At 42.7% G+C, this 16,827-nt stretch carries 24 protein-coding genes, 1 rRNA gene and 1 pseudogene; 24 read left to right on the top strand and 2 right to left on the bottom strand.

From position 1 onward, the window contains the following. Positions 1–16 precede the first annotated feature (16 nt). The 20 genes from rpsE (at position 17) to salA (ending at position 12,987) form a co-directional block, all read left to right on the top strand. Positions 17–514: a 30S ribosomal protein S5 gene (rpsE, locus tag J2Z66_RS38795; protein WP_209978829.1), complete on the top strand. Its 498-nt coding sequence runs from the start codon at positions 17–19 to the stop codon at positions 512–514. Positions 515–525: 11 nt separating this feature from the next. Continuing rightward, complete coding sequence (rpmD, locus tag J2Z66_RS38790; RefSeq protein WP_209978827.1) at positions 526–714, top strand: 50S ribosomal protein L30; 189 nt, start codon at positions 526–528, stop codon at positions 712–714. A 36-nt stretch (positions 715–750) separates the two neighbouring features. After that, entirely contained in the window at positions 751–1,191 is a 441-nt protein-coding gene (gene rplO / locus J2Z66_RS38785; protein WP_209978825.1) for a 50S ribosomal protein L15, read from the top strand. Beyond that, positions 1,191–2,492: a preprotein translocase subunit SecY gene (secY, locus tag J2Z66_RS38780; RefSeq protein ID WP_209978824.1), complete on the top strand. Its 1,302-nt coding sequence runs from the start codon at positions 1,191–1,193 to the stop codon at positions 2,490–2,492. Before rplO ends, secY begins: the two co-directional genes overlap by 1 nt. An 86-nt stretch (positions 2,493–2,578) precedes the next feature. Then, positions 2,579–3,232: an adenylate kinase gene (locus J2Z66_RS38775; protein ID WP_209978822.1), complete on the top strand. Its 654-nt coding sequence runs from the start codon at positions 2,579–2,581 to the stop codon at positions 3,230–3,232. Beyond that, positions 3,229–3,981: a type I methionyl aminopeptidase gene (map, locus tag J2Z66_RS38770; RefSeq protein ID WP_209978820.1), complete on the top strand. Its 753-nt coding sequence runs from the start codon at positions 3,229–3,231 to the stop codon at positions 3,979–3,981. Before J2Z66_RS38775 ends, map begins: the two co-directional genes overlap by 4 nt. Before the next feature lie 16 nt (positions 3,982–3,997). After that, a complete protein-coding gene (locus J2Z66_RS38765; protein WP_209978928.1) occupies positions 3,998–4,300 on the top strand; it encodes a KOW domain-containing RNA-binding protein in 303 nt (100 codons plus the stop codon). Positions 4,301–4,302: 2 nt separating this feature from the next. Next, entirely contained in the window at positions 4,303–4,521 is a 219-nt protein-coding gene (gene infA, locus J2Z66_RS38760) for a translation initiation factor IF-1 (RefSeq protein ID WP_009676800.1), read from the top strand. 33 nt (positions 4,522–4,554) lie between these two features. Then, positions 4,555–4,668, top strand: a complete 114-nt coding sequence (rpmJ, locus tag J2Z66_RS38755; protein ID WP_037291536.1) for a 50S ribosomal protein L36 — start codon at positions 4,555–4,557, stop codon at positions 4,666–4,668. 19 nt (positions 4,669–4,687) lie between these two features. Continuing rightward, positions 4,688–5,056: a 30S ribosomal protein S13 gene (gene rpsM / locus J2Z66_RS38750; protein ID WP_209978818.1), complete on the top strand. Its 369-nt coding sequence runs from the start codon at positions 4,688–4,690 to the stop codon at positions 5,054–5,056. Positions 5,057–5,074: 18 nt separating this feature from the next. After that, positions 5,075–5,470: a 30S ribosomal protein S11 gene (rpsK, locus tag J2Z66_RS38745; protein WP_209978816.1), complete on the top strand. Its 396-nt coding sequence runs from the start codon at positions 5,075–5,077 to the stop codon at positions 5,468–5,470. A gap of 124 nt (positions 5,471–5,594) precedes the next feature. Then, on the top strand, positions 5,595–6,539 hold the full coding sequence (locus tag J2Z66_RS38740) for a DNA-directed RNA polymerase subunit alpha (RefSeq protein WP_209978814.1): 945 nt from the start codon (positions 5,595–5,597) through the stop codon (positions 6,537–6,539). A gap of 12 nt (positions 6,540–6,551) precedes the next feature. Further along, a complete protein-coding gene (gene rplQ, locus J2Z66_RS38735; protein ID WP_209978813.1) occupies positions 6,552–6,917 on the top strand; it encodes a 50S ribosomal protein L17 in 366 nt (121 codons plus the stop codon). A gap of 131 nt (positions 6,918–7,048) precedes the next feature. Continuing rightward, the gene (gene truA / locus J2Z66_RS38730; protein WP_209978811.1) at positions 7,049–7,810 is read left to right on the top strand and encodes a tRNA pseudouridine(38-40) synthase TruA; all 762 of its coding nucleotides are present in this window, start codon (positions 7,049–7,051) and stop codon (positions 7,808–7,810) included. Between the two features lie 163 nt (positions 7,811–7,973). After that, positions 7,974–8,411, top strand: coding sequence for a 50S ribosomal protein L13 (rplM, locus tag J2Z66_RS38725; protein ID WP_209978809.1), 438 nt, complete (start codon positions 7,974–7,976; stop codon positions 8,409–8,411). 20 nt (positions 8,412–8,431) lie between these two features. Then, positions 8,432–8,824 (top strand): 30S ribosomal protein S9, encoded by a 393-nt coding sequence (rpsI, locus tag J2Z66_RS38720; protein WP_209978807.1) that lies wholly within the window; start codon positions 8,432–8,434, stop codon positions 8,822–8,824. Positions 8,825–9,041: 217 nt separating this feature from the next. Next, entirely contained in the window at positions 9,042–9,734 is a 693-nt protein-coding gene (locus J2Z66_RS38715; protein WP_209978804.1) for a phosphoadenylyl-sulfate reductase, read from the top strand. A gap of 36 nt (positions 9,735–9,770) precedes the next feature. Next, positions 9,771–10,946 carry a sulfate adenylyltransferase gene (gene sat / locus J2Z66_RS38710; RefSeq protein ID WP_209978803.1) on the top strand — a complete coding sequence of 392 codons (1,176 nt, stop codon included), beginning with the start codon at positions 9,771–9,773 and terminating at the stop codon, positions 10,944–10,946. Between the two features lie 107 nt (positions 10,947–11,053). Beyond that, entirely contained in the window at positions 11,054–11,812 is a 759-nt protein-coding gene (gene cwlD / locus J2Z66_RS38705) for an N-acetylmuramoyl-L-alanine amidase CwlD (protein ID WP_209978801.1), read from the top strand. Positions 11,813–11,865: 53 nt separating this feature from the next. Next, entirely contained in the window at positions 11,866–12,987 is a 1,122-nt protein-coding gene (salA, locus tag J2Z66_RS38700) for an iron-sulfur carrier protein/transcriptional regulator SalA (protein ID WP_209978799.1), read from the top strand. Between the two features lie 54 nt (positions 12,988–13,041). Here salA and gerD read toward each other — a convergent pair whose 3' ends face one another. After that, a complete protein-coding gene (gene gerD, locus J2Z66_RS38695) occupies positions 13,042–13,707 on the bottom strand; it encodes a spore germination lipoprotein GerD (protein WP_209978797.1) in 666 nt (221 codons plus the stop codon). Between the two features lie 140 nt (positions 13,708–13,847). Between gerD and J2Z66_RS38690 the strand changes: the two genes are divergently transcribed. Further along, positions 13,848–14,438 (top strand): KinB-signaling pathway activation protein, encoded by a 591-nt coding sequence (locus tag J2Z66_RS38690; protein ID WP_209978795.1) that lies wholly within the window; start codon positions 13,848–13,850, stop codon positions 14,436–14,438. A gap of 26 nt (positions 14,439–14,464) precedes the next feature. On the opposite strand, the pseudogene pdaB reads toward J2Z66_RS38690, so the two are convergent. After that, positions 14,465–15,289, bottom strand: a pseudogene (pdaB, locus tag J2Z66_RS38685) (polysaccharide deacetylase family sporulation protein PdaB); the annotation flags it as partial. 88 nt (positions 15,290–15,377) lie between these two features. Here pdaB and J2Z66_RS38680 point away from each other — a divergent pair. The 3 genes from J2Z66_RS38680 to J2Z66_RS38670 all read left to right on the top strand — a co-directional run. Further along, positions 15,378–15,989 (top strand): stage II sporulation protein M, encoded by a 612-nt coding sequence (locus tag J2Z66_RS38680; protein ID WP_209978791.1) that lies wholly within the window; start codon positions 15,378–15,380, stop codon positions 15,987–15,989. A 108-nt stretch (positions 15,990–16,097) separates the two neighbouring features. Next, positions 16,098–16,316: a regulator of G-protein signaling domain-containing protein gene (locus tag J2Z66_RS38675; RefSeq protein WP_209978770.1), complete on the top strand. Its 219-nt coding sequence runs from the start codon at positions 16,098–16,100 to the stop codon at positions 16,314–16,316. Positions 16,317–16,750: 434 nt separating this feature from the next. Further along, a 16S ribosomal RNA gene (locus tag J2Z66_RS38670) occupies positions 16,751–16,827 on the top strand; the annotation flags it as partial.

The following is a 16,827-nucleotide window of genomic DNA, read 5'->3' as shown; positions in this document are numbered from 1 at the left end:
TAAGGAGGTAAACGACTTGCGTGTAGATCCTAATACTTTAGAGCTTACAGAAAAAGTTGTAAATATTAATCGCGTAGCTAAAGTAGTAAAAGGCGGACGTCGTTTCAGCTTCAGCGCACTTGTTGTCGTAGGAGACGGTAACGGCTGGGTTGGTGCAGGGATTGGGAAAGCATCCGAGGTTCCGGATGCAATTCGCAAAGGCATTGAAGATGCGAAGAAAAATCTAATTCATATTCCGATCGTTGGAACTTCGATTCCTCACTTGGTTACAGGCCGTTTCGGTGCTGGCCGTGTTTTACTTAAACCGGCTTCGCAAGGTACTGGAGTTATTGCTGGAGGACCGGTTCGTGCGGTTCTTGAGCTTGCTGGTGTAGGCGATATTTTGACAAAATCTTTGGGTTCTTCCAACTCCATGAATATGGTGAATGCAACTCTTGAAGGCTTAAGCCGTCTGAAAAGAGCGGAAGACGTTGCGAAGCTTCGCGGTAAAACCGTTGAAGAGCTATTAGGTTAGGAGGGGTAAACATGGCAAAACAATTACAAATTACCCTCAAACGCAGCCTGATCGGTCGTCCGGAAACACAACGCGTTACTGTGAAAACTTTAGGTCTGCGCAAGCTGCAGCAAACTGTGATTCATCAGGATAACGCCGCTATCAGAGGGATGGTTAAGCAAGTAAGTCACCTTGTTGAAGTTAAAGAAATAGAAGCATAAATGAGTTACATTAAGATCTAGAGGAGGTGTGCAACGATGAAGTTACATGAGCTTAGCTCCGCAACCGGTTCTCGTCACGCTAGTAAGCGTGTTGGCCGTGGTGTAGGTAGCGGAATGGGTAAAACATCCACTCGCGGACACAAAGGTCAAAATGCACGTTCAGGTGGCGGTGTTCGTCCAGGATTTGAAGGCGGACAAAACCCGTTATACCGTCGTTTACCGAAACGCGGATTTAACAATCCTTTCCGCAAAGAGTTCGCGATCGTCAACTTAGAAGATCTTAGCAGTTTCGCTGATGGTACCGAAGTGACTCCGGAAATTCTTTTGAATTCCGGTATAGTAAAGTCTCCTAAAGATGGTATTAAAATTCTAGGTAACGGTGAAATCACAGTAAAATTAACCGTTAAGGCGAACAAGTTCTCTCAATCTGCGGTAGAGAAAATCCAAGCTGCCGGCGGTCAAACCGAGGTGATTTAATGTTTAATACCATATCCAACATCTTTAAGGTAGAGGATTTGCGCAAAAGAATAGTATTCACCCTTCTTGTATTAATCGTCTACAGAATAGGTGCTTTTATCCCGGTACCTAACATCAATACAGACGTTCTGAAGCTGCAAGACCAAACGAATCAAGCTGATGTCTTTGGTTTACTTAACACTTTCTCTGGTGGGGCGCTCTTTAAATTCTCCATCTTCGCGATGGGGATTATGCCCTACATTACCGCTTCGATTATTGTTCAGCTATTGTCCATGGACGTGATTCCACGTTTTGCACAATGGGCTAAAGAAGGCGATGTTGGTAAAAAGAAGCTGGCGCAAATTACTCGTTACGGTACGATAGGATTAGGTATCATTCAAGCCTTTGGTCTTGCTATTGGTTTTAACAATGCCTACAACGGTCTTGTTATCGATCCTAGCTTCACAACTTATGTGATGATCGCTATTGTATTGACGGCTGGAACTGCGTTTCTGATGTGGTTAGGAGAACAAATCACCGAGTTTGGGATAGGAAACGGTATTTCCATTATCATTTTTGCAGGTATCGTTGCCGCGTTTCCAACAGGTATTCAGCAAATTTACAAAACATTGTTTGCTGATGCAAGTGGAGCGCTATTCTTAAATATCGTGAAGGTTATCCTTATCCTGTTAGTCGTAATTGCTATCGTGGCAGGGGTTATCTTCGTTCAGCAGGGTGTTCGGAAAATTCCGGTACAATACGCGAAGCGTGTCGTTGGACGCAAGATGTATGGCGGTCAAACAACACACATTCCACTCAAGGTAAATGCAGCAGGTGTTATTCCAGTAATCTTTGCATTATCACTACTGGTATTTCCACCAACTATTGCAAGTTACTGGAGAGGTAATGTAGTAGCCGACTGGATTATTAACAACCTAAGCTATACGGCGCCATTGGGTATGGTACTCTACATTCTGCTCATTATCGGGTTCACTTATTTCTACACGTTCGTTCAAATCAATCCGGTACAAATGGCAGATCAGATGAAAAAGAACGGTGGCTACATTCCAGGAATTCGTCCTGGTAAAACCACATCGGTTTATCTGACTCGTGTCATGACGAGAATCACGTTATCTGGAGCTCTATTCTTGGCAGCTATCTCCATACTGCCGATGCTGTTCGGTCGTTTAGCCGGGCTGCCCAGTTCCGTACAGATTGGCGGTACCTCGATACTAATCGTTGTAGGGGTTGGACTTGAGACCATGAAACAGATCGAAAGCCATCTGATTAAACGCCATTACAAAGGATTTATCAATAAATAGCAGATAGGTTCTGATGGGGCAAATTGTTGCGGCATCGGCACCTATTGTGCTGTTCGTAATGCCAAGTGCGATGGGAGGGAGTCAAGGTGAACGTTATTTTTATGGGTCCTCCTGGTGCAGGCAAAGGTACGCAGGCGGAGAAAATCGTCAGTGAATTTCAAATTCCCCATATTTCTACTGGAGACGCGTTTCGCTTGGCTATGAGTCAAGGAACACCTCTGGGCATAGAAGCTAAAGGCTATGTAGATAAAGGTCTACTCGTGCCTGATGAGATCACCAACGGTATTGTAAGAGAGCGTCTGGCTCAGCAGGATTGTGAAAAGGGCTTTTTGCTTGATGGTTTTCCAAGAACAATAGCGCAGGCTGATGCGCTGGGTGAAATCGTACAATCCCTGAACAAAAAGATTGAGCATGTTATTAATTTGAAAGTGGATCGCAGTTTTCTCCTTGCAAGACTTACCGGACGTAGAATTTGCAAGTCTTGCGGCGCTACCTATCATGTGATCTTTAATCCACCGAAGCAATCAGACATTTGTGATAAATGCTCCGGAGAGTTGTATCAAAGAAGCGATGATACGGAAGAAAAAGTCGGCACCCGCCTAGATGAGTATACGAATAAGACAGCTCCGCTGCTGGATTATTACAACAAAAGAGAAATCTTACGTGAGGTTAACGGGGAACAAGATATTCATGCGGTAACACAGCAAATAAGCTCATTGCTCAGAGGATTGGCGGAATGATCATTTGTAAGTCCGAGATTGAACTGGACCTTATGCGAGAAGCAGGTCGTATCGTAGCTGAGACCCACCGCTTGCTAGCAGGGGCGATTCGTCCGAATGTTACAACGAAGGATCTTGATCAGATCGCAGAGGATTACATTCGCAGCCAGGGAGCGACTCCATCTTTTAAAGGCTACAACGGTTTTCCAGGCAGCATTTGTGCTTCAGTCAACGAACAGTTAGTACACGGCATCCCTGGTCCTAGAAGACTGGCAGAGGGTGACATTATCAGCATTGATATTGGAGCTCAGTACAAAGGCTATCATGGGGATTCCGCATGGACGTACCCGGTGGGTGCGGTCTCGGAAACCGCTAAAAAGCTTTTGGAGGTAACAGAGAAGTCTCTAGAGCAAGGAATTGCAGTAGCAAAACCGGATGTTAGGTTATTCTCGCTTTCACATGCGATTCAAAACTGTATTGAAGATGCCGGATTTTCTGTCGTTCGAGAATATGTCGGGCATGGAATCGGAAGCAAGCTTCATGAAGAGCCGCAAATTCCTAACTATGGGCTGCCGGATAAAGGGCCTCGATTAAGACAAGGCATGGTTTTGGCGATAGAGCCTATGGTTATAGTTGGCGATAGATTTGTGAAGACTTTGGATGATGATTGGACTGTAGTGACAGTGGATGGTTCGTTATGCGCTCATTTTGAACATACAGTGGCGATTACGGCGGATGGTTTTGAGATCCTGACGAAACTCAAAGCGTAGGTGATAATGCGTGTTTATAAATCAAACCCCTGAACTCGGGCAGATTGTCAAGGTGCTTCGCGGGAGTGATCCCGGCAAATATGCCGTTATCATCGCTCTTCTGGATTCTCGCTTTGTCTTGATCGCTGATGGAGACAAGCGAAGGTTTGACTCCCCCAAAAAGAAGAATCTGCTACATCTTCAATTGCAGACGACAATTAGCAGTGAGGTTGTAGGAAGCTTAATGGATACGGGTCGTGTAACTAATGGTAAATTGCGATTTGCAATTGCTAAGTTCGTGGAAAATTTAAAAGCTGAAGCACATGAGAAAGGAGAATGACTGTGGCCAAAGAAGATGTGATTGAAGTAGAAGGTACAGTGATTGAACCTCTTCCTAATGCAATGTTCAAGGTTGAATTGGAGAATGGTCATAAAATCCTTGCCCATGTTTCCGGTAAAATCAGAATGCATTTTATCCGAATATTACCTGGAGATAAGGTTACCGTAGAATTATCGCCTTACGATTTAACAAGAGGCCGTATAACCTACCGATTTAAATAAATGGCATGAATCTACTCTTAGGAGGGAATCGAAATGAAGGTAAGACCCTCGGTCAAGCCCATGTGTGAAAAGTGTAAAGTTATTCGCCGTAAAGGCAATGTTATGGTAATTTGTGAAAATCCAAAGCATAAACAAAAACAAGGATAGAAGGAGGTGCAGCTGGTAAATGGCTCGTATAGCTGGAGTAGACTTACCTCGTGACAAGCGCGTAGTGATTGCTTTAACTTACATTTTTGGTATCGGTAATACGACTTCCCAAAAAATCGTCAGCAGCACAGGGATTAGCCCTGAAACACGTATTCGTGATCTGACTGAGGATGAAGTAAGCAAAATTCGCGAAGTTATCGACAAGACGATCAAAGTAGAAGGCGATCTTCGTCGTGAGATCTCCCTGAATATCAAGCGTCTGATTGAAATCGGTTCTTACCGTGGTATTCGCCACCGTCGTGGATTACCTGTTCGTGGTCAACGTACCAAAACAAATGCCCGTACACGTAAAGGTCCTCGTCGTACAGTGGCTAATAAGAAGAAATAATAAAGGGGGTTAGAGCTAATGGCAAAACCTAAAAAAGTAGTCCGTACGAAACGTCGTGACCGTAAAAATATTGATTCCGGAGTGGCACATATTCGCTCCACATTCAACAATACCATCGTGACTATCACGGATCCGCATGGTAATGCGATTTCTTGGGCAAGTGCAGGAAACCTTGGTTTCAAGGGATCCCGTAAAAGCACTCCATACGCAGCACAAATGGCAGCTGAATCAGCAGCTAAAGCAGCTATGGAGCACGGCATGAAGGCTGTAGAAGTTATGGTTAAAGGCCCTGGTGCCGGACGTGAAGCAGCCATTCGTTCCTTGCAAGCAGCTGGCTTGGAAGTAAACTTAATTAAAGACGTGACACCGATCCCGCATAATGGTTGCCGTCCTCCGAAACGTCGTCGCGTATAATTCAGGGTTCTCTGTAGTATAAATATCCCAAAATCGTGAATAATGGTGTTGAAGGATAGGCATACTACCCTATTTTTGCTAAAGTATCCAGAGGAAACGACGTTTTGAATGGAGGGTGCATTTCATGATCGAAATCGAAAAGCCAAAAATAGAAACTGTAGCTTTAAGTGAAGATGGCTCATACGGCAGGTTTGTCGTAGAGCCGCTGGAACGTGGCTATGGGACAACATTAGGTAACTCTTTACGTCGTATTTTACTGTCATCTTTACCGGGTGCTGCAGTGACCTCTGTTCACATCGACGGAGTTTTGCATGAGTTCTCAACGATACCCGGCGTGCTTGAGGATGTAACAGAAATAATCCTCAATCTCAAAGGATTGTCGCTGAGAATTCACTCCGATGAGGAAAAAATACTTGAAATTGACGCTGAAGGCGAAGGCAATATCGTTGCTGGTGATATCCGCGGCGATAGTGATGTCGAAATTCTTAATCCAGATTTGCATATAGCGACGCTCTCTTCTGATTCTCGTCTTCATATGAGAATTCATGCTAACAGAGGCCGCGGCTATATGCAGTCAGATAAGAACAAACGGGATGAGCAGCCTATTGGCGTAATTCCGGTTGACTCGATCTACACACCTATTACCCGCGTTAATTACACAGTAGAAAATACTCGCGTCGGCCAAGTAACTAACTATGACAAGCTTACCCTCGAAGTGTGGACTGATGGCAGTATTCGACCTGAAGAAGCCGTTAGCTTAGGCGCCAAAATTTTGACTGAGCATCTGTTCCTTTTCGTTGGCCTAACTGACGAAGCGAAGGATGCCGAAATTATGGTTGAAAAAGAGGAAGATAAGAAAGAGAAAGTTCTAGAGATGACTATCGAGGAACTGGATCTATCTGTTCGTTCTTATAACTGCCTAAAGCGTGCCGGTATTAATACCGTTCAAGAGCTAATAACGAAGACCGAAGAAGATATGATGAAGGTACGGAACTTAGGCCGTAAATCACTTGAAGAAGTTCAAGAGAAGCTCGAAGAGCTTGGTCTGGGTTTACGTAACGAGGAATAAGGAGGTTAAACCATGAACTACAAGAAACTGAACCGGGATTCCAGTTCACGTAAAGCTTTATTTCGTGATTTGGTAACGGATCTGTTCATACATGAGCGCATTCAAACAACTGAAGCTAAAGCAAAAGAGCTTCGTTCTATTGCGGAAAAGCTGATTACATTAGCTAAACGCGGAGATCTTCATGCACGCCGTCAGGTGGCTGCTTTTGTTCGTAGAGAAGCTGCAAATGCTGATCAAGACGCTATACAAAAGCTCTTCTCTGAGCTGGCTCCTCGCTATTCCGAGCGTCCAGGCGGATATACTCGTATCCTTAAGCTTGGACCGCGCCGTGGAGACGCTGCACCTATGGTGTATTTAGAGCTAGTAGATCGCGCATAAGACAGTGGGAAAGGGTGGACGGAATCTGCGATTCTGCTGAAGCCCTTTTTTTGCAGTCTTAGTTAGGATACTGTGGGCTGGCTTTGCAGCCTATAGTATCCTGGACTTCGCTGCTAAGCGGAGGAACAAGTGTGAAAAACTTAAAATTTATTATTAGCTATGATGGTACAGCCTATTCTGGCTTTCAGACACAGCCTGGAGGGAACACCATTCAGGACAAGCTTGAGGACACGATTTTCAAGCTTACAGGTGAATCTGTAAAGGTGATATCTTCTGGAAGAACGGATGCAGGCGTACATGCAAGAAGGCAGGTTATTAACTTCATAACCAACTCGGTGATTCCAGTCGAACGCTGGTGTTTGGCTCTAAACACTAGATTGCCTAAAGATATTGTGGCTTTATCTGCGGAAGAAGCGCCTCTTACTTTTCACTCCCGTAAATCTGCAAAGCGTAAGACGTACTGCTATGCCGTTCGTGTTGCGCGATTCCCCAATGTATTTCAACGAAAATTTGAATTTCATCACTATACTCCATTGCATATTGAGGCTATGAGGGAAGCTCTTGAATGTTTGATAGGCGAGCATGATTTCACATCCTTCTGTACGGTTAGAACCGATAAAGAAATTCGGGTCAGGACCATCTATGAGGCCAGAATCGAAGTGGAGCCTGATGCTATGTCGGATGACACCAAGGCGGGAAGCTTAAGAGTGATGATTACAGGGAGCGGATTTCTGTACAATATGGTGAGAATTATAGTAGGCACCCTATTCCAAATCGGTGAAGGCAAAAGAGATAGCAGTGATATGAGACGTATTCTCGAAGCTTGTGACCGCAGCCAGGCAGGTCCTACTGCTGAAGCAAACGGTTTAACGCTTTGGAACGTGGAGTATTAGTTTGCAAAAAGAACTACTTGATTCTTTCTCCAGTATCATGTATGATATTAATTGGCGTTTCTTGATCGGCTATCCCACAGCCCCGTGATCACAGAAACAACAACATCACGTAAGATCAAGAACATAGGATGACGGATCGAGATATATTTTAGGAGGATTAAGCATGCGTACCACATATATGGCTAAGCCAAACGAAGTAGAGCGCAAATGGTACATTATTGATGCTGCCGGTAAAACTTTAGGTCGTATGGCCAGTGAAGCGGCAAGCATTATCCGTGGTAAACACAAGCCGGAGTTTACTCCGCATGTGGATACAGGAGATTTTGTGATTGTAATCAATGCATCACAAATTCATTTGACCGGTAAAAAGCTGCAAAACAAAAAATACTACCGCCACTCTATGTACCAAAGTGGACTAAAAGTAACTGTTGCTCAGGATATGTTGAACAACAAGCCTGAGAAAATGATTGAACTCGCTATTCACGGTATGCTTCCTAAGAACCGTCTTGGCGACAGCATGAAAACAAAATTGAAGGTGTATGCTGGTTCTGAGCATCCACATCAAGCACAACTACCTGAACTTTGGGAACTTCGCGGATAATATAAAGGGAGGACTGTTTTGTGGCACAAGTTCAATACTATGGAACTGGTCGTCGTAAACATTCGGTAGCGCGTGTACGCCTTATACCGGGTGAAGGACGTATCATTATCAACAAACGTGAGCTGGACGAATATTTTGGTCTTGAGACATTAAAGCTTATCGTTAAGCAACCCCTGAATTTAACTGAAACTGTAGGCAGATATGACGTTTTGGTTATCGCTCATGGAGGCGGAATCAGTGGACAAGCAGGAGCTATCCGTCACGGAATTTCCCGTGCACTTCTTAAAGTAGATCCTGAATATCGTGGATCTTTGAAGAAAGCTGGATTCCTAACACGTGATCCACGTATGAAAGAGCGTAAAAAGTACGGCTTGAAAGCAGCACGTCGTGCACCGCAATTCTCGAAACGTTAATATACGGTTCAAAAAAGATTCTTTTTGGCAAATTGCCGAAAAGGGTCTTTTTTTTATCCAAATTTACTCTTATGAATAGGATATAGGAACGCATAAAAGCCAAACAAAAAACCAAAATGAAAAGAAGTTATTGACAATGGCTGAAATACATTTATAATTAGATTAAAAGTAAATTCGCATAAGTTTAGTCGGAATTATAAGAGGGAGGCATATACAGATGAATTTGTTTGAGAAAGAAGCATTCGTTACAAAGAGCAGTGAGGAATATGAGCATCAATCAGCAGAAGCTGTGATCCGTTTGGCTGTGGAGAAGTTCTCTAGCCTTACGTTAGCTTGCAGTTTTGGTGCTGAGGATGTTGTGCTTGTGGATATGCTGCAAAAAATTGATTCCAATGTGGATATTTTTTATCTGGACACAAATGTTCATTTTGATGAAACTTATGAAACCAGAGATCGTCTAGAGCAGCATTATGGAAAGAAGTTTGTAAGAGTGCTTCCAAAGCTAACTCTTGATGAGCAAGCTGAGCAGTTTGGAGATGAATTATGGAAAAGCAATGCGAACCAATGCTGCAATATTCGCAAAGTGGATCCACTTACAGATATACTTAAAAACTACGATGCTTGGATAACAGGAATTCGCCGCGATCAAGCTCCGACCAGAGCCAATTCTAAGAAGGTTGAATATGATGCTAAGTTTGGTCTGATTAAGTTTAATCCTTTGGCAAGCTGGACCTCAGAGGACGTATGGAATTACATTCGTGAGAATGATGTCATTTACAACCCTCTGCATGACCGTAATTACCCAAGCATAGGCTGCACACATTGTACGCGCCAAGTTGCTGATGGAGAAGATCCTCGGGCGGGAAGATGGGCAAATTCAGATAAAACAGAATGCGGACTTCATAAATAATATAAGCTGGCTAATGGAAGTAGGAGGGTTAAAAAAGTGAAAGAAACAATTCGTCCTCATGGAGGAACTTTAATCAACAGATTAGTACCCGAAGCTGATAAGGCTGCTGCAGAGCAGAAAGCGGCTGGTTTAAAACAAATCCCAGTAAGCGCTTGGACAATATCTGATCTCGATTTAATTGCTGTGGGGGCATTTTCTCCGCTAACTGGATTTATGATTGAACAGGATTACCATTCCGTTGTGGATACAATGAGGCTGTCTGATGGTACTGTATGGAGCATTCCCGTCACATTGGCTATTGAGCCCGCCCTGGCGGCAACGATTAAGGAAGGGGAACAGATTGCACTTACCGGTGAAGAAGATGGTATTACTTATGCGATCATGGATGTCACCAGCATCTTCACGGTAGATCTACAGAATGAAGCGGTAAAAGTGTTCAAAACCGATGATTCGGAGCATCCTGGTGTGCAGAAGCTTTTATCCCGTTCCTCGACTTATTTGGGCGGCCCTATTGAGCTTATTAATCGTCCTAAACCGAAGAAGTTTGAAGAATTTTATTTCGATCCAGCGGATACGCGGCGCCTATTCGTTGAGAACGGATGGAAATCTGTTGTTGGTTTTCAAACACGTAATCCTGTTCATCGTGCACATGAATATATTCAAAAGTCAGCACTTGAGATTGTGGATGCACTATTTCTGAACCCGCTTGTTGGGGAGACCAAGTCTGATGATATTTCTGCTGATGTGCGTATGAAGAGCTATTTAGTGCTTTTGGAAAACTACTATCCTAAGGATCGTGTGTTTTTAGGCGTATTCCCGGCTGCTATGCGTTACGCAGGCCCCAGAGAGGCCATATTCCACGCTACAGTTCGTAAAAACTATGGTTGCACCCATTTTATCGTTGGACGCGATCACGCGGGCGTAGGGGACTATTATGGCACTTACGAGGCGCAAGAGATTTTCAGTAATTTTACTGCTGAGGAAATTGGAATTACTCCACTGTTTTTTGAGCACAGCTTTTTCTGTACGAAATGTGGAAATATGGCATCAAGTAAAACTTGTCCGCATGATAAATCAGTTCATCTTCATTTGTCAGGCACCAAGGTTCGTCAGCTGTTGAGAAACGGTGAATGTCCGCCTCCGCAGTTTACACGTCCTGAAGTGGCTGAGGTGCTTATTGAAGGTATGAAAGAGCCTGAGTATCAGGTTTAACAAATTACATGCAAGAGAATCTGTCTAAGGACAGGTTCATGGTATAATCGTCCACCCTGTCCCATATAGATGATACAGAGTCTATAAGGAGCAGAGGTGGATTTTTTATGTGGAAAAGAAGAAAACGTTTTGTTGTTTGGCTGACCCCGAACAGCGGGCTTAAGCTGGCCTTGTCAGTCTTGCTGATGGCTTTGTTGGTCTTTATATATACTTATGAGCTGCCAGCGACGAGGACCTGGTCTGAATGGACTCTGCCCTTGTCTGGAAAGACGATAGCGCTTGATGCCGGCCATGGAGGTCCTGATGGGGGAGCCAAAAATAGTGAGGGTGTTATTGAAAAGGATATTAATTTGGCCATTACTCTTCATTTGCGCGATTACCTTCAACAATCTGGAGCTATTGTCATAATGACTAGGGAAGAGGACAAGGATCTCGCAAGCAAAGACACTAAAGGCTACAGCCGGAGAAAAACAGAGGATCTTATGAAGCGTGCAGACTTTGTATCGGCAATGAAATCTAATTTGTTTATCAGTGTTCATTTGAATAGTATCCCTTCGAACCGATGGAGAGGGGCACAAACGTTTTATTCCAGCAATCATATGGACAATGCTAACCTTGCCGGTTTAATACAAAGTGAGCTTGTAAGAAATTTAGAAAATACGGATCGTATAGCAAAACCAGCTGATAGGCCCATCTATTTGCTTAAGGTGTTGAAAATGCCGAGCGCCTTAGTAGAAGTAGGATTTCTCTCTAATCCAGACGAGGGGCGTTTGCTGACAAGCGAAGCTTATCAGAAAAAAGTCGCTGCTTCCATATATCAAGGAATACTTCGTTATTACGCAGGAGAAAAATTAGGCACAAACTGAATTTGTGATATAATATAACCGCATGTAAATATGTTGATGACTGAGGTGCGGTAATGATAACCAAAGAACAAATACTGACATTCGTACAACAGCTGAAAGATCCACATTTCAAACAAAGCGTAACCAAGCTTAATTTGATAAGAGATATTATGATTAAAGAAGATAGTGTTTCTTTAACATTTGTAACAACAGAAGAAGGTGACAGCTACAAAGAAGAAATGCGCCAAGCGGTGTTGGAAATACTGCAAGGTCAAGACGTGAAGCAGGTACATATTCGTTTCCGGATGATCACTGATCATGAACGTAACCAAATTCAGCAGACTATGCAAGAAGGGGATGGCCAGCAGGAAGCTCCGGCTCAACCATCACAGCCATCCGCGCCTTCGCAGCCTTCGTCTTTAAGGGAGCCTCTACTTGAGACAGAGAATGTAAATTTCATAGCAGTTGCAAGTGGAAAAGGTGGAGTCGGCAAATCAACAGTAACCGTTAATCTGGCCGTTGCCTTAGCCCGAAGCGGTAAAAAGGTAGGTATTGTTGATGCCGATATTTATGGCTTTAGTGTCCCTGATATGATGGGTATCGAAGAAATGCCCCAGCTTATAGACAATAGAATCATCCCCATCGAGAAATTTGGAGTGAAGGTAATTTCTATGGGCTTCTTTGTTCAGGATAATGCTCCTGTTATTTGGCGGGGACCTATGCTGGGCAAAATGCTTCGTAATTTTTTCAATGAAGTGGAGTGGGGCGAGCTGGATTATATGCTTCTTGATCTGCCACCAGGAACAGGGGATATTGCTCTTGACGTTCATCAAATGCTCCCGCATAGTAAAGAGATTATCGTGACTACGCCTCACGCTACAGCTGCATTTGTGGCAGCAAGGGCGGGCGCTATGGCCGTTCATACGGAGCATGAAATTTTGGGTGTTGTGGAAAATATGTCATATTTCGAATGCAAATCATGCGGGGAAAAAGAATATGTTTTCGGAAAAGGTGGCGGAGCCAAGCTTGCTGATGAGTTAAATAGTGAGCTGCTGGCACAAATTCCGTTAGGCGCCCCGGATAACCATGTATCAGAGGCGGATTACTCTCCTTCGGTCTATAAAGAACAATCAGCCACTGGCCAACTATACATGGAAATGGCTGATAAGGTTATTAGTAAGCTTGAGAAGCTGTAAACCGATCAATATTTATATAAAAGAGGTCTTGCGATAATTAGCGCAGGCCTTTTATTACATGTTCTGTCCTTCCGAGTTACTTGATTTCTCCTGACCACTGCCAGAGCCTTGTCCACTGCCGCCACTTTTGCCGCCTGATTCTGTTTGCTGCTTGAGTGCTGTTTTAAGCAGTTCTACAAGATCTGCGCGAAATAATGGGCTTTGCATGGATTCTTGGATAACCGTCATCATTTGCTGGCGGTATTGAGCTTGCTTCATCGTGTCCATAAGCAGTTTTTCATATTCCGGATTTTTCATCGTATCTAGGAGCTGTTTCTGATATTCAGGGTCTTTGAGCAAATCTTTTTGCATCTGCTTTGTTTCTTTTTGGATAGCTTTAGCAAAATCTCCTGCAAATTTAGGATCTTTCATTAAATCCTGTAAAAATTTATTATTTTCTTGAGCAACGAGTACATCCTTTACCGCCATTTGAAGATGGGAGGAGTCTTCTGCAGACAAGAGCTTGATTTGTGAGCTGCCGCCTGCTCCTGAACCTCCTCCACTTTCCTGGGCTGTTTTAATAGCTTTTTTGCCATCCTCAGATTTCAGGATATCCATAACCATCGTTTTCGTTTCTTTATATCCGGGGCCTTGAGATCCAGAGGAGGAGCCCGATCCGCATGAAGTAACAAGCAAGGTCATGAGTACGAGAGGAATAAGGCTGTGCCATTTTCTTATCATTTTTGTTTTACGCTCCCTTCTTTACTTTGTTCGTCTAGTATGCGTAATAAGGGAGTGTTTATGAACATTGACAATTGGCTTTTTAATGAGAAGGTTGGTACAATTAACTAATAGAAAGCAGAATCATGGAGGTATGCAGCTTGACATTACGTAAATGGTTTCATTTGTTTTGGTCTACTCTGCTGATTGGAATTATTGCATCCACAATAACTGGACTTATCCTGCAATTTTCCGATAGTGAATTTCCGGTTCCAGGTATTTCCGGTGTTGGTTTTAATGTGATCAATATGATACTTGGGGGAGCAACCATAAGTGTATTGAGTCAAATGGGCTTTTTTTCATTCCTGATTGTGAGATTTATTGCTATTGGAATTATACGTAAGAAATTTATATGGGATATTATTCAGCTAGCACTGGTTATTGTTGCTCTTGTTGATTTGGTGTATCTCAGATTTAGTAATTTTGAAGGTTCCTTATGGGCTTACAGCATTACACCAATTCTGATTTTACTTGCCTCAGTAGCTGTTTCTTACTGGAAAGTGAAATTAACGAACCCAACCGCATTTATTCCTGCGTTATTTTTTATGGTTGTGGTTACGATCCTCGAAGCCGTTCCAGCTTTTAAACAAGACAGTGCTGCATCGACAGTTTTTATGCTTGTTCCTTTAATGATCTGCAATGCTTATCAAATTCTTAATCTGCACAAAATGTCAGACAAAAAAAGGAGCTAAATTTTTCATTTAGCTCCTTTCGTCATTCAGTTTATTTGCACAGACTGATCTTGAATTTCTTTATGCTCCACTTGTGTTTGCTTCATTAACTCGCTAACTGTCACGAATTCGTAACCTTTAGCCCTCAATTGATCAATAATAACTGGCAGTGCCTCATGAGTCTGTTTGCAGGAATCGCTTGCATGTAGCAATACTATATCACCTGGATGAGCCTTGGTGACTACACGATCTATAATATTATCGACCCCTTTATTCATCCAATCAAGTGAATCGGTATCCCATTGAATAACTGAATAGCCGAGTTCATTAGCGATGTTAAGCACTCTTTTGTCAAAATCGCCATTAGGCATACGTATGAGATTAGGTTCTTTGCCAATCATATCACTGAGTATTCCATGTGCTGTAGTGATCTGCTTGCGGATTTCCTCATCGCTTAGACTGCTATAATTGCTATGCTTGTGCCCGTGGCTGCCTATTTCAAATCCATCTTTTTTGATACGTTCTACGATTTCAGGATGAGTTTTGCTCCAGGGGGATGAGAGAAAGAAGGTTGCATTTTTTACCCCTTTATCTTCCAGAACTTTAAGGATGGGTTCTGTCCGTTTATCCCCCCAGCTAATATCGAATGTAAGGGCGATCACCTTCTTTTCTGTCTTCACACTATATATCGCTGCGGGCTCATTGCTGGAAAAGACGGAAACATTGCCTCTCTCCGAGTAGATGATAGCTGCTGCAAATAGTACGGCAGCAATAATGAAAACGGTTTGCTTCAGCTTTTTTCCATTCAACACGACAAAATAATTCATTCTGAAAAGCCTCCTCGTTGCCTTACTGAGTAAGGCTTGTTTAAAATATTGGGAAGTATAAAATTCAAATGGTTAATTCAAATGTATGCTCGTACACCCATCACTTATGCTTGTAAATTTGGAGGAACTTGAGATGAAATTCAGACTGCTTTTTAATCATTTCCGTGAAATGAAGCACTATTTTATTGCTGTTGCTATTGTTTTTGCGACCGGTATTTTTTTGGGATGGCAGGACTCGGGGCAGTTTTCAGCATTTTTAAGCGGTGGCGTAGAGAAGATGAAGCCGATCAGCGATTTTGTTAACAGTAAAGAGAATCCTCAGCTCTGGCTTTTTATTATCATTTTTGCGAACAATTTTTCAATCTCTATTATGTTTATTTTTTTAGGCTTGTTTTTTGGAATACTTCCTTTGTTTTTATTAGTTAGCAACGGCATGATTCTTGGCTATGTGCTTTCACTGAATAATGAGGGTTCCACATTTATGCTGATTCTTAAAGGCATATTGCCTCATGGCATCTTTGAGCTTTCAGCTGTAATGATTGCTTGTGCCTATGGAATTAAACTGGGATCACTTGTAGGAAAAATGCTGCTCCATTTAATTGTGCGAAAAGTTGGTACCACTGCACGGGCCGAATTCATTCGAATTCTGAAGCTTACCAGGCCCCTAATTCTTTTTATCGCTTGTATGTTATTGGTGGCTGCTGTTGTTGAAAGCACAATAAGTTATTGGCTGCTCGGGGGATAAAATTTAATTGTTTTTCATGTAATAAAAATGGAAAAATTTGAGCATACCATTAAAGCGGAAGATGGCGGCGATATGTTATGAATTGTTGAGAGGGGTTTTGAAGCATCCATGCTTGGATTTTTGTTTAATGAACGAGAGTGCAGGGAGTTAGATTACGTGCTTCGCAAAGAACTGGACGAAATGCTTTTCGATTTAAGCGATAAACGCATCGACCAAGAAATCAAATTAGCTATCGAATCTAGATATAAAGTGATATTTCGGATGTATGCACGCTTGGCTTCACCTAAAGAAATTTCAAAATATGCCCGAAATCGAATATCACATTAAGGTCAGTAAACGTTGTAAAATATAGTGTTTTAAAAAACTTTGTAAAAAATGAACCGAGATGCTTGACTTCTCTAGCGAAAATATGTTACTTTATATCTCGCCCGCTTTTTGCAGGTGTCTCGGATTATTGGAAGCAAATAAGAATTAAAAAAGTTTTTGAAAAAAAAGCTTGCAATTAACTAGGACAGTATGGTATATTAAAGAAGTCGCCTCTAAACGGGCTTCAAGCAAGAAAATGAAACATTGCTCTTTGAAAACTGAACAACGAGTGAAGAAGAGATCGCCTGATGAGGCCTCAAATCCCTAACGGAAATGAAGCGCACAAGTGATCACAATAAGTTTTAAAATGAGATGTAAATCTCGTCAGTTTCGAATTTTGAGCTATTAAGCTTGAGAATAAAAAGTCGTGTGTTGCCTCGGCAGCATGCGCAACTTTATTGGAGAGTTTGATCCTGGCTCAGGACGAACGCTGGCGGCGTGCCTAATACATGCAAGTCGAGCGGATTTGTTC

The sequence above is a fragment of the Paenibacillus eucommiae genome, assembly GCF_017874215.1.
GTDB classification, from domain to species: domain Bacteria; phylum Bacillota; class Bacilli; order Paenibacillales; family NBRC-103111; genus Paenibacillus_AI; species Paenibacillus_AI eucommiae.
The sequence above is the reverse complement of the archived record's forward strand: the minus strand, read 5'-3'. Positions and strand labels throughout refer to the sequence as shown.

Excerpts from the sequence above, each read along its gene's own strand:
- J2Z66_RS38680 (WP_209978791.1), top strand. The coding sequence starts at position 15,378 with ATGAAATTCAGACTGCTTTTTAATCATTTCCGTGAAATGAAGCACTAT.
- rpmD (WP_209978827.1), top strand. The coding sequence starts at position 526 with ATGGCAAAACAATTACAAATTACCCTCAAACGCAGCCTGATCGGTCGT.
- gerD (WP_209978797.1), bottom strand. The coding sequence starts at position 13,707 with ATGATAAGAAAATGGCACAGCCTTATTCCTCTCGTACTCATGACCTTG.
- rpsK (WP_209978816.1), top strand. The coding sequence starts at position 5,075 with ATGGCAAAACCTAAAAAAGTAGTCCGTACGAAACGTCGTGACCGTAAA.
- rpmJ (WP_037291536.1), top strand. The coding sequence starts at position 4,555 with ATGAAGGTAAGACCCTCGGTCAAGCCCATGTGTGAAAAGTGTAAAGTT.
- cwlD (WP_209978801.1), top strand. The coding sequence starts at position 11,054 with ATGTGGAAAAGAAGAAAACGTTTTGTTGTTTGGCTGACCCCGAACAGC.
- J2Z66_RS38740 (WP_209978814.1), top strand. The coding sequence starts at position 5,595 with ATGATCGAAATCGAAAAGCCAAAAATAGAAACTGTAGCTTTAAGTGAA.
- J2Z66_RS38675 (WP_209978770.1), top strand. The coding sequence starts at position 16,098 with ATGCTTGGATTTTTGTTTAATGAACGAGAGTGCAGGGAGTTAGATTAC.
- secY (WP_209978824.1), top strand. The coding sequence starts at position 1,191 with ATGTTTAATACCATATCCAACATCTTTAAGGTAGAGGATTTGCGCAAA.
- J2Z66_RS38715 (WP_209978804.1), top strand. The coding sequence starts at position 9,042 with ATGAATTTGTTTGAGAAAGAAGCATTCGTTACAAAGAGCAGTGAGGAA.
- rpsM (WP_209978818.1), top strand. The coding sequence starts at position 4,688 with ATGGCTCGTATAGCTGGAGTAGACTTACCTCGTGACAAGCGCGTAGTG.
- rplO (WP_209978825.1), top strand. The coding sequence starts at position 751 with ATGAAGTTACATGAGCTTAGCTCCGCAACCGGTTCTCGTCACGCTAGT.
- map (WP_209978820.1), top strand. The coding sequence starts at position 3,229 with ATGATCATTTGTAAGTCCGAGATTGAACTGGACCTTATGCGAGAAGCA.
- salA (WP_209978799.1), top strand. The coding sequence starts at position 11,866 with ATGATAACCAAAGAACAAATACTGACATTCGTACAACAGCTGAAAGAT.
- rplM (WP_209978809.1), top strand. The coding sequence starts at position 7,974 with ATGCGTACCACATATATGGCTAAGCCAAACGAAGTAGAGCGCAAATGG.
- rplQ (WP_209978813.1), top strand. The coding sequence starts at position 6,552 with ATGAACTACAAGAAACTGAACCGGGATTCCAGTTCACGTAAAGCTTTA.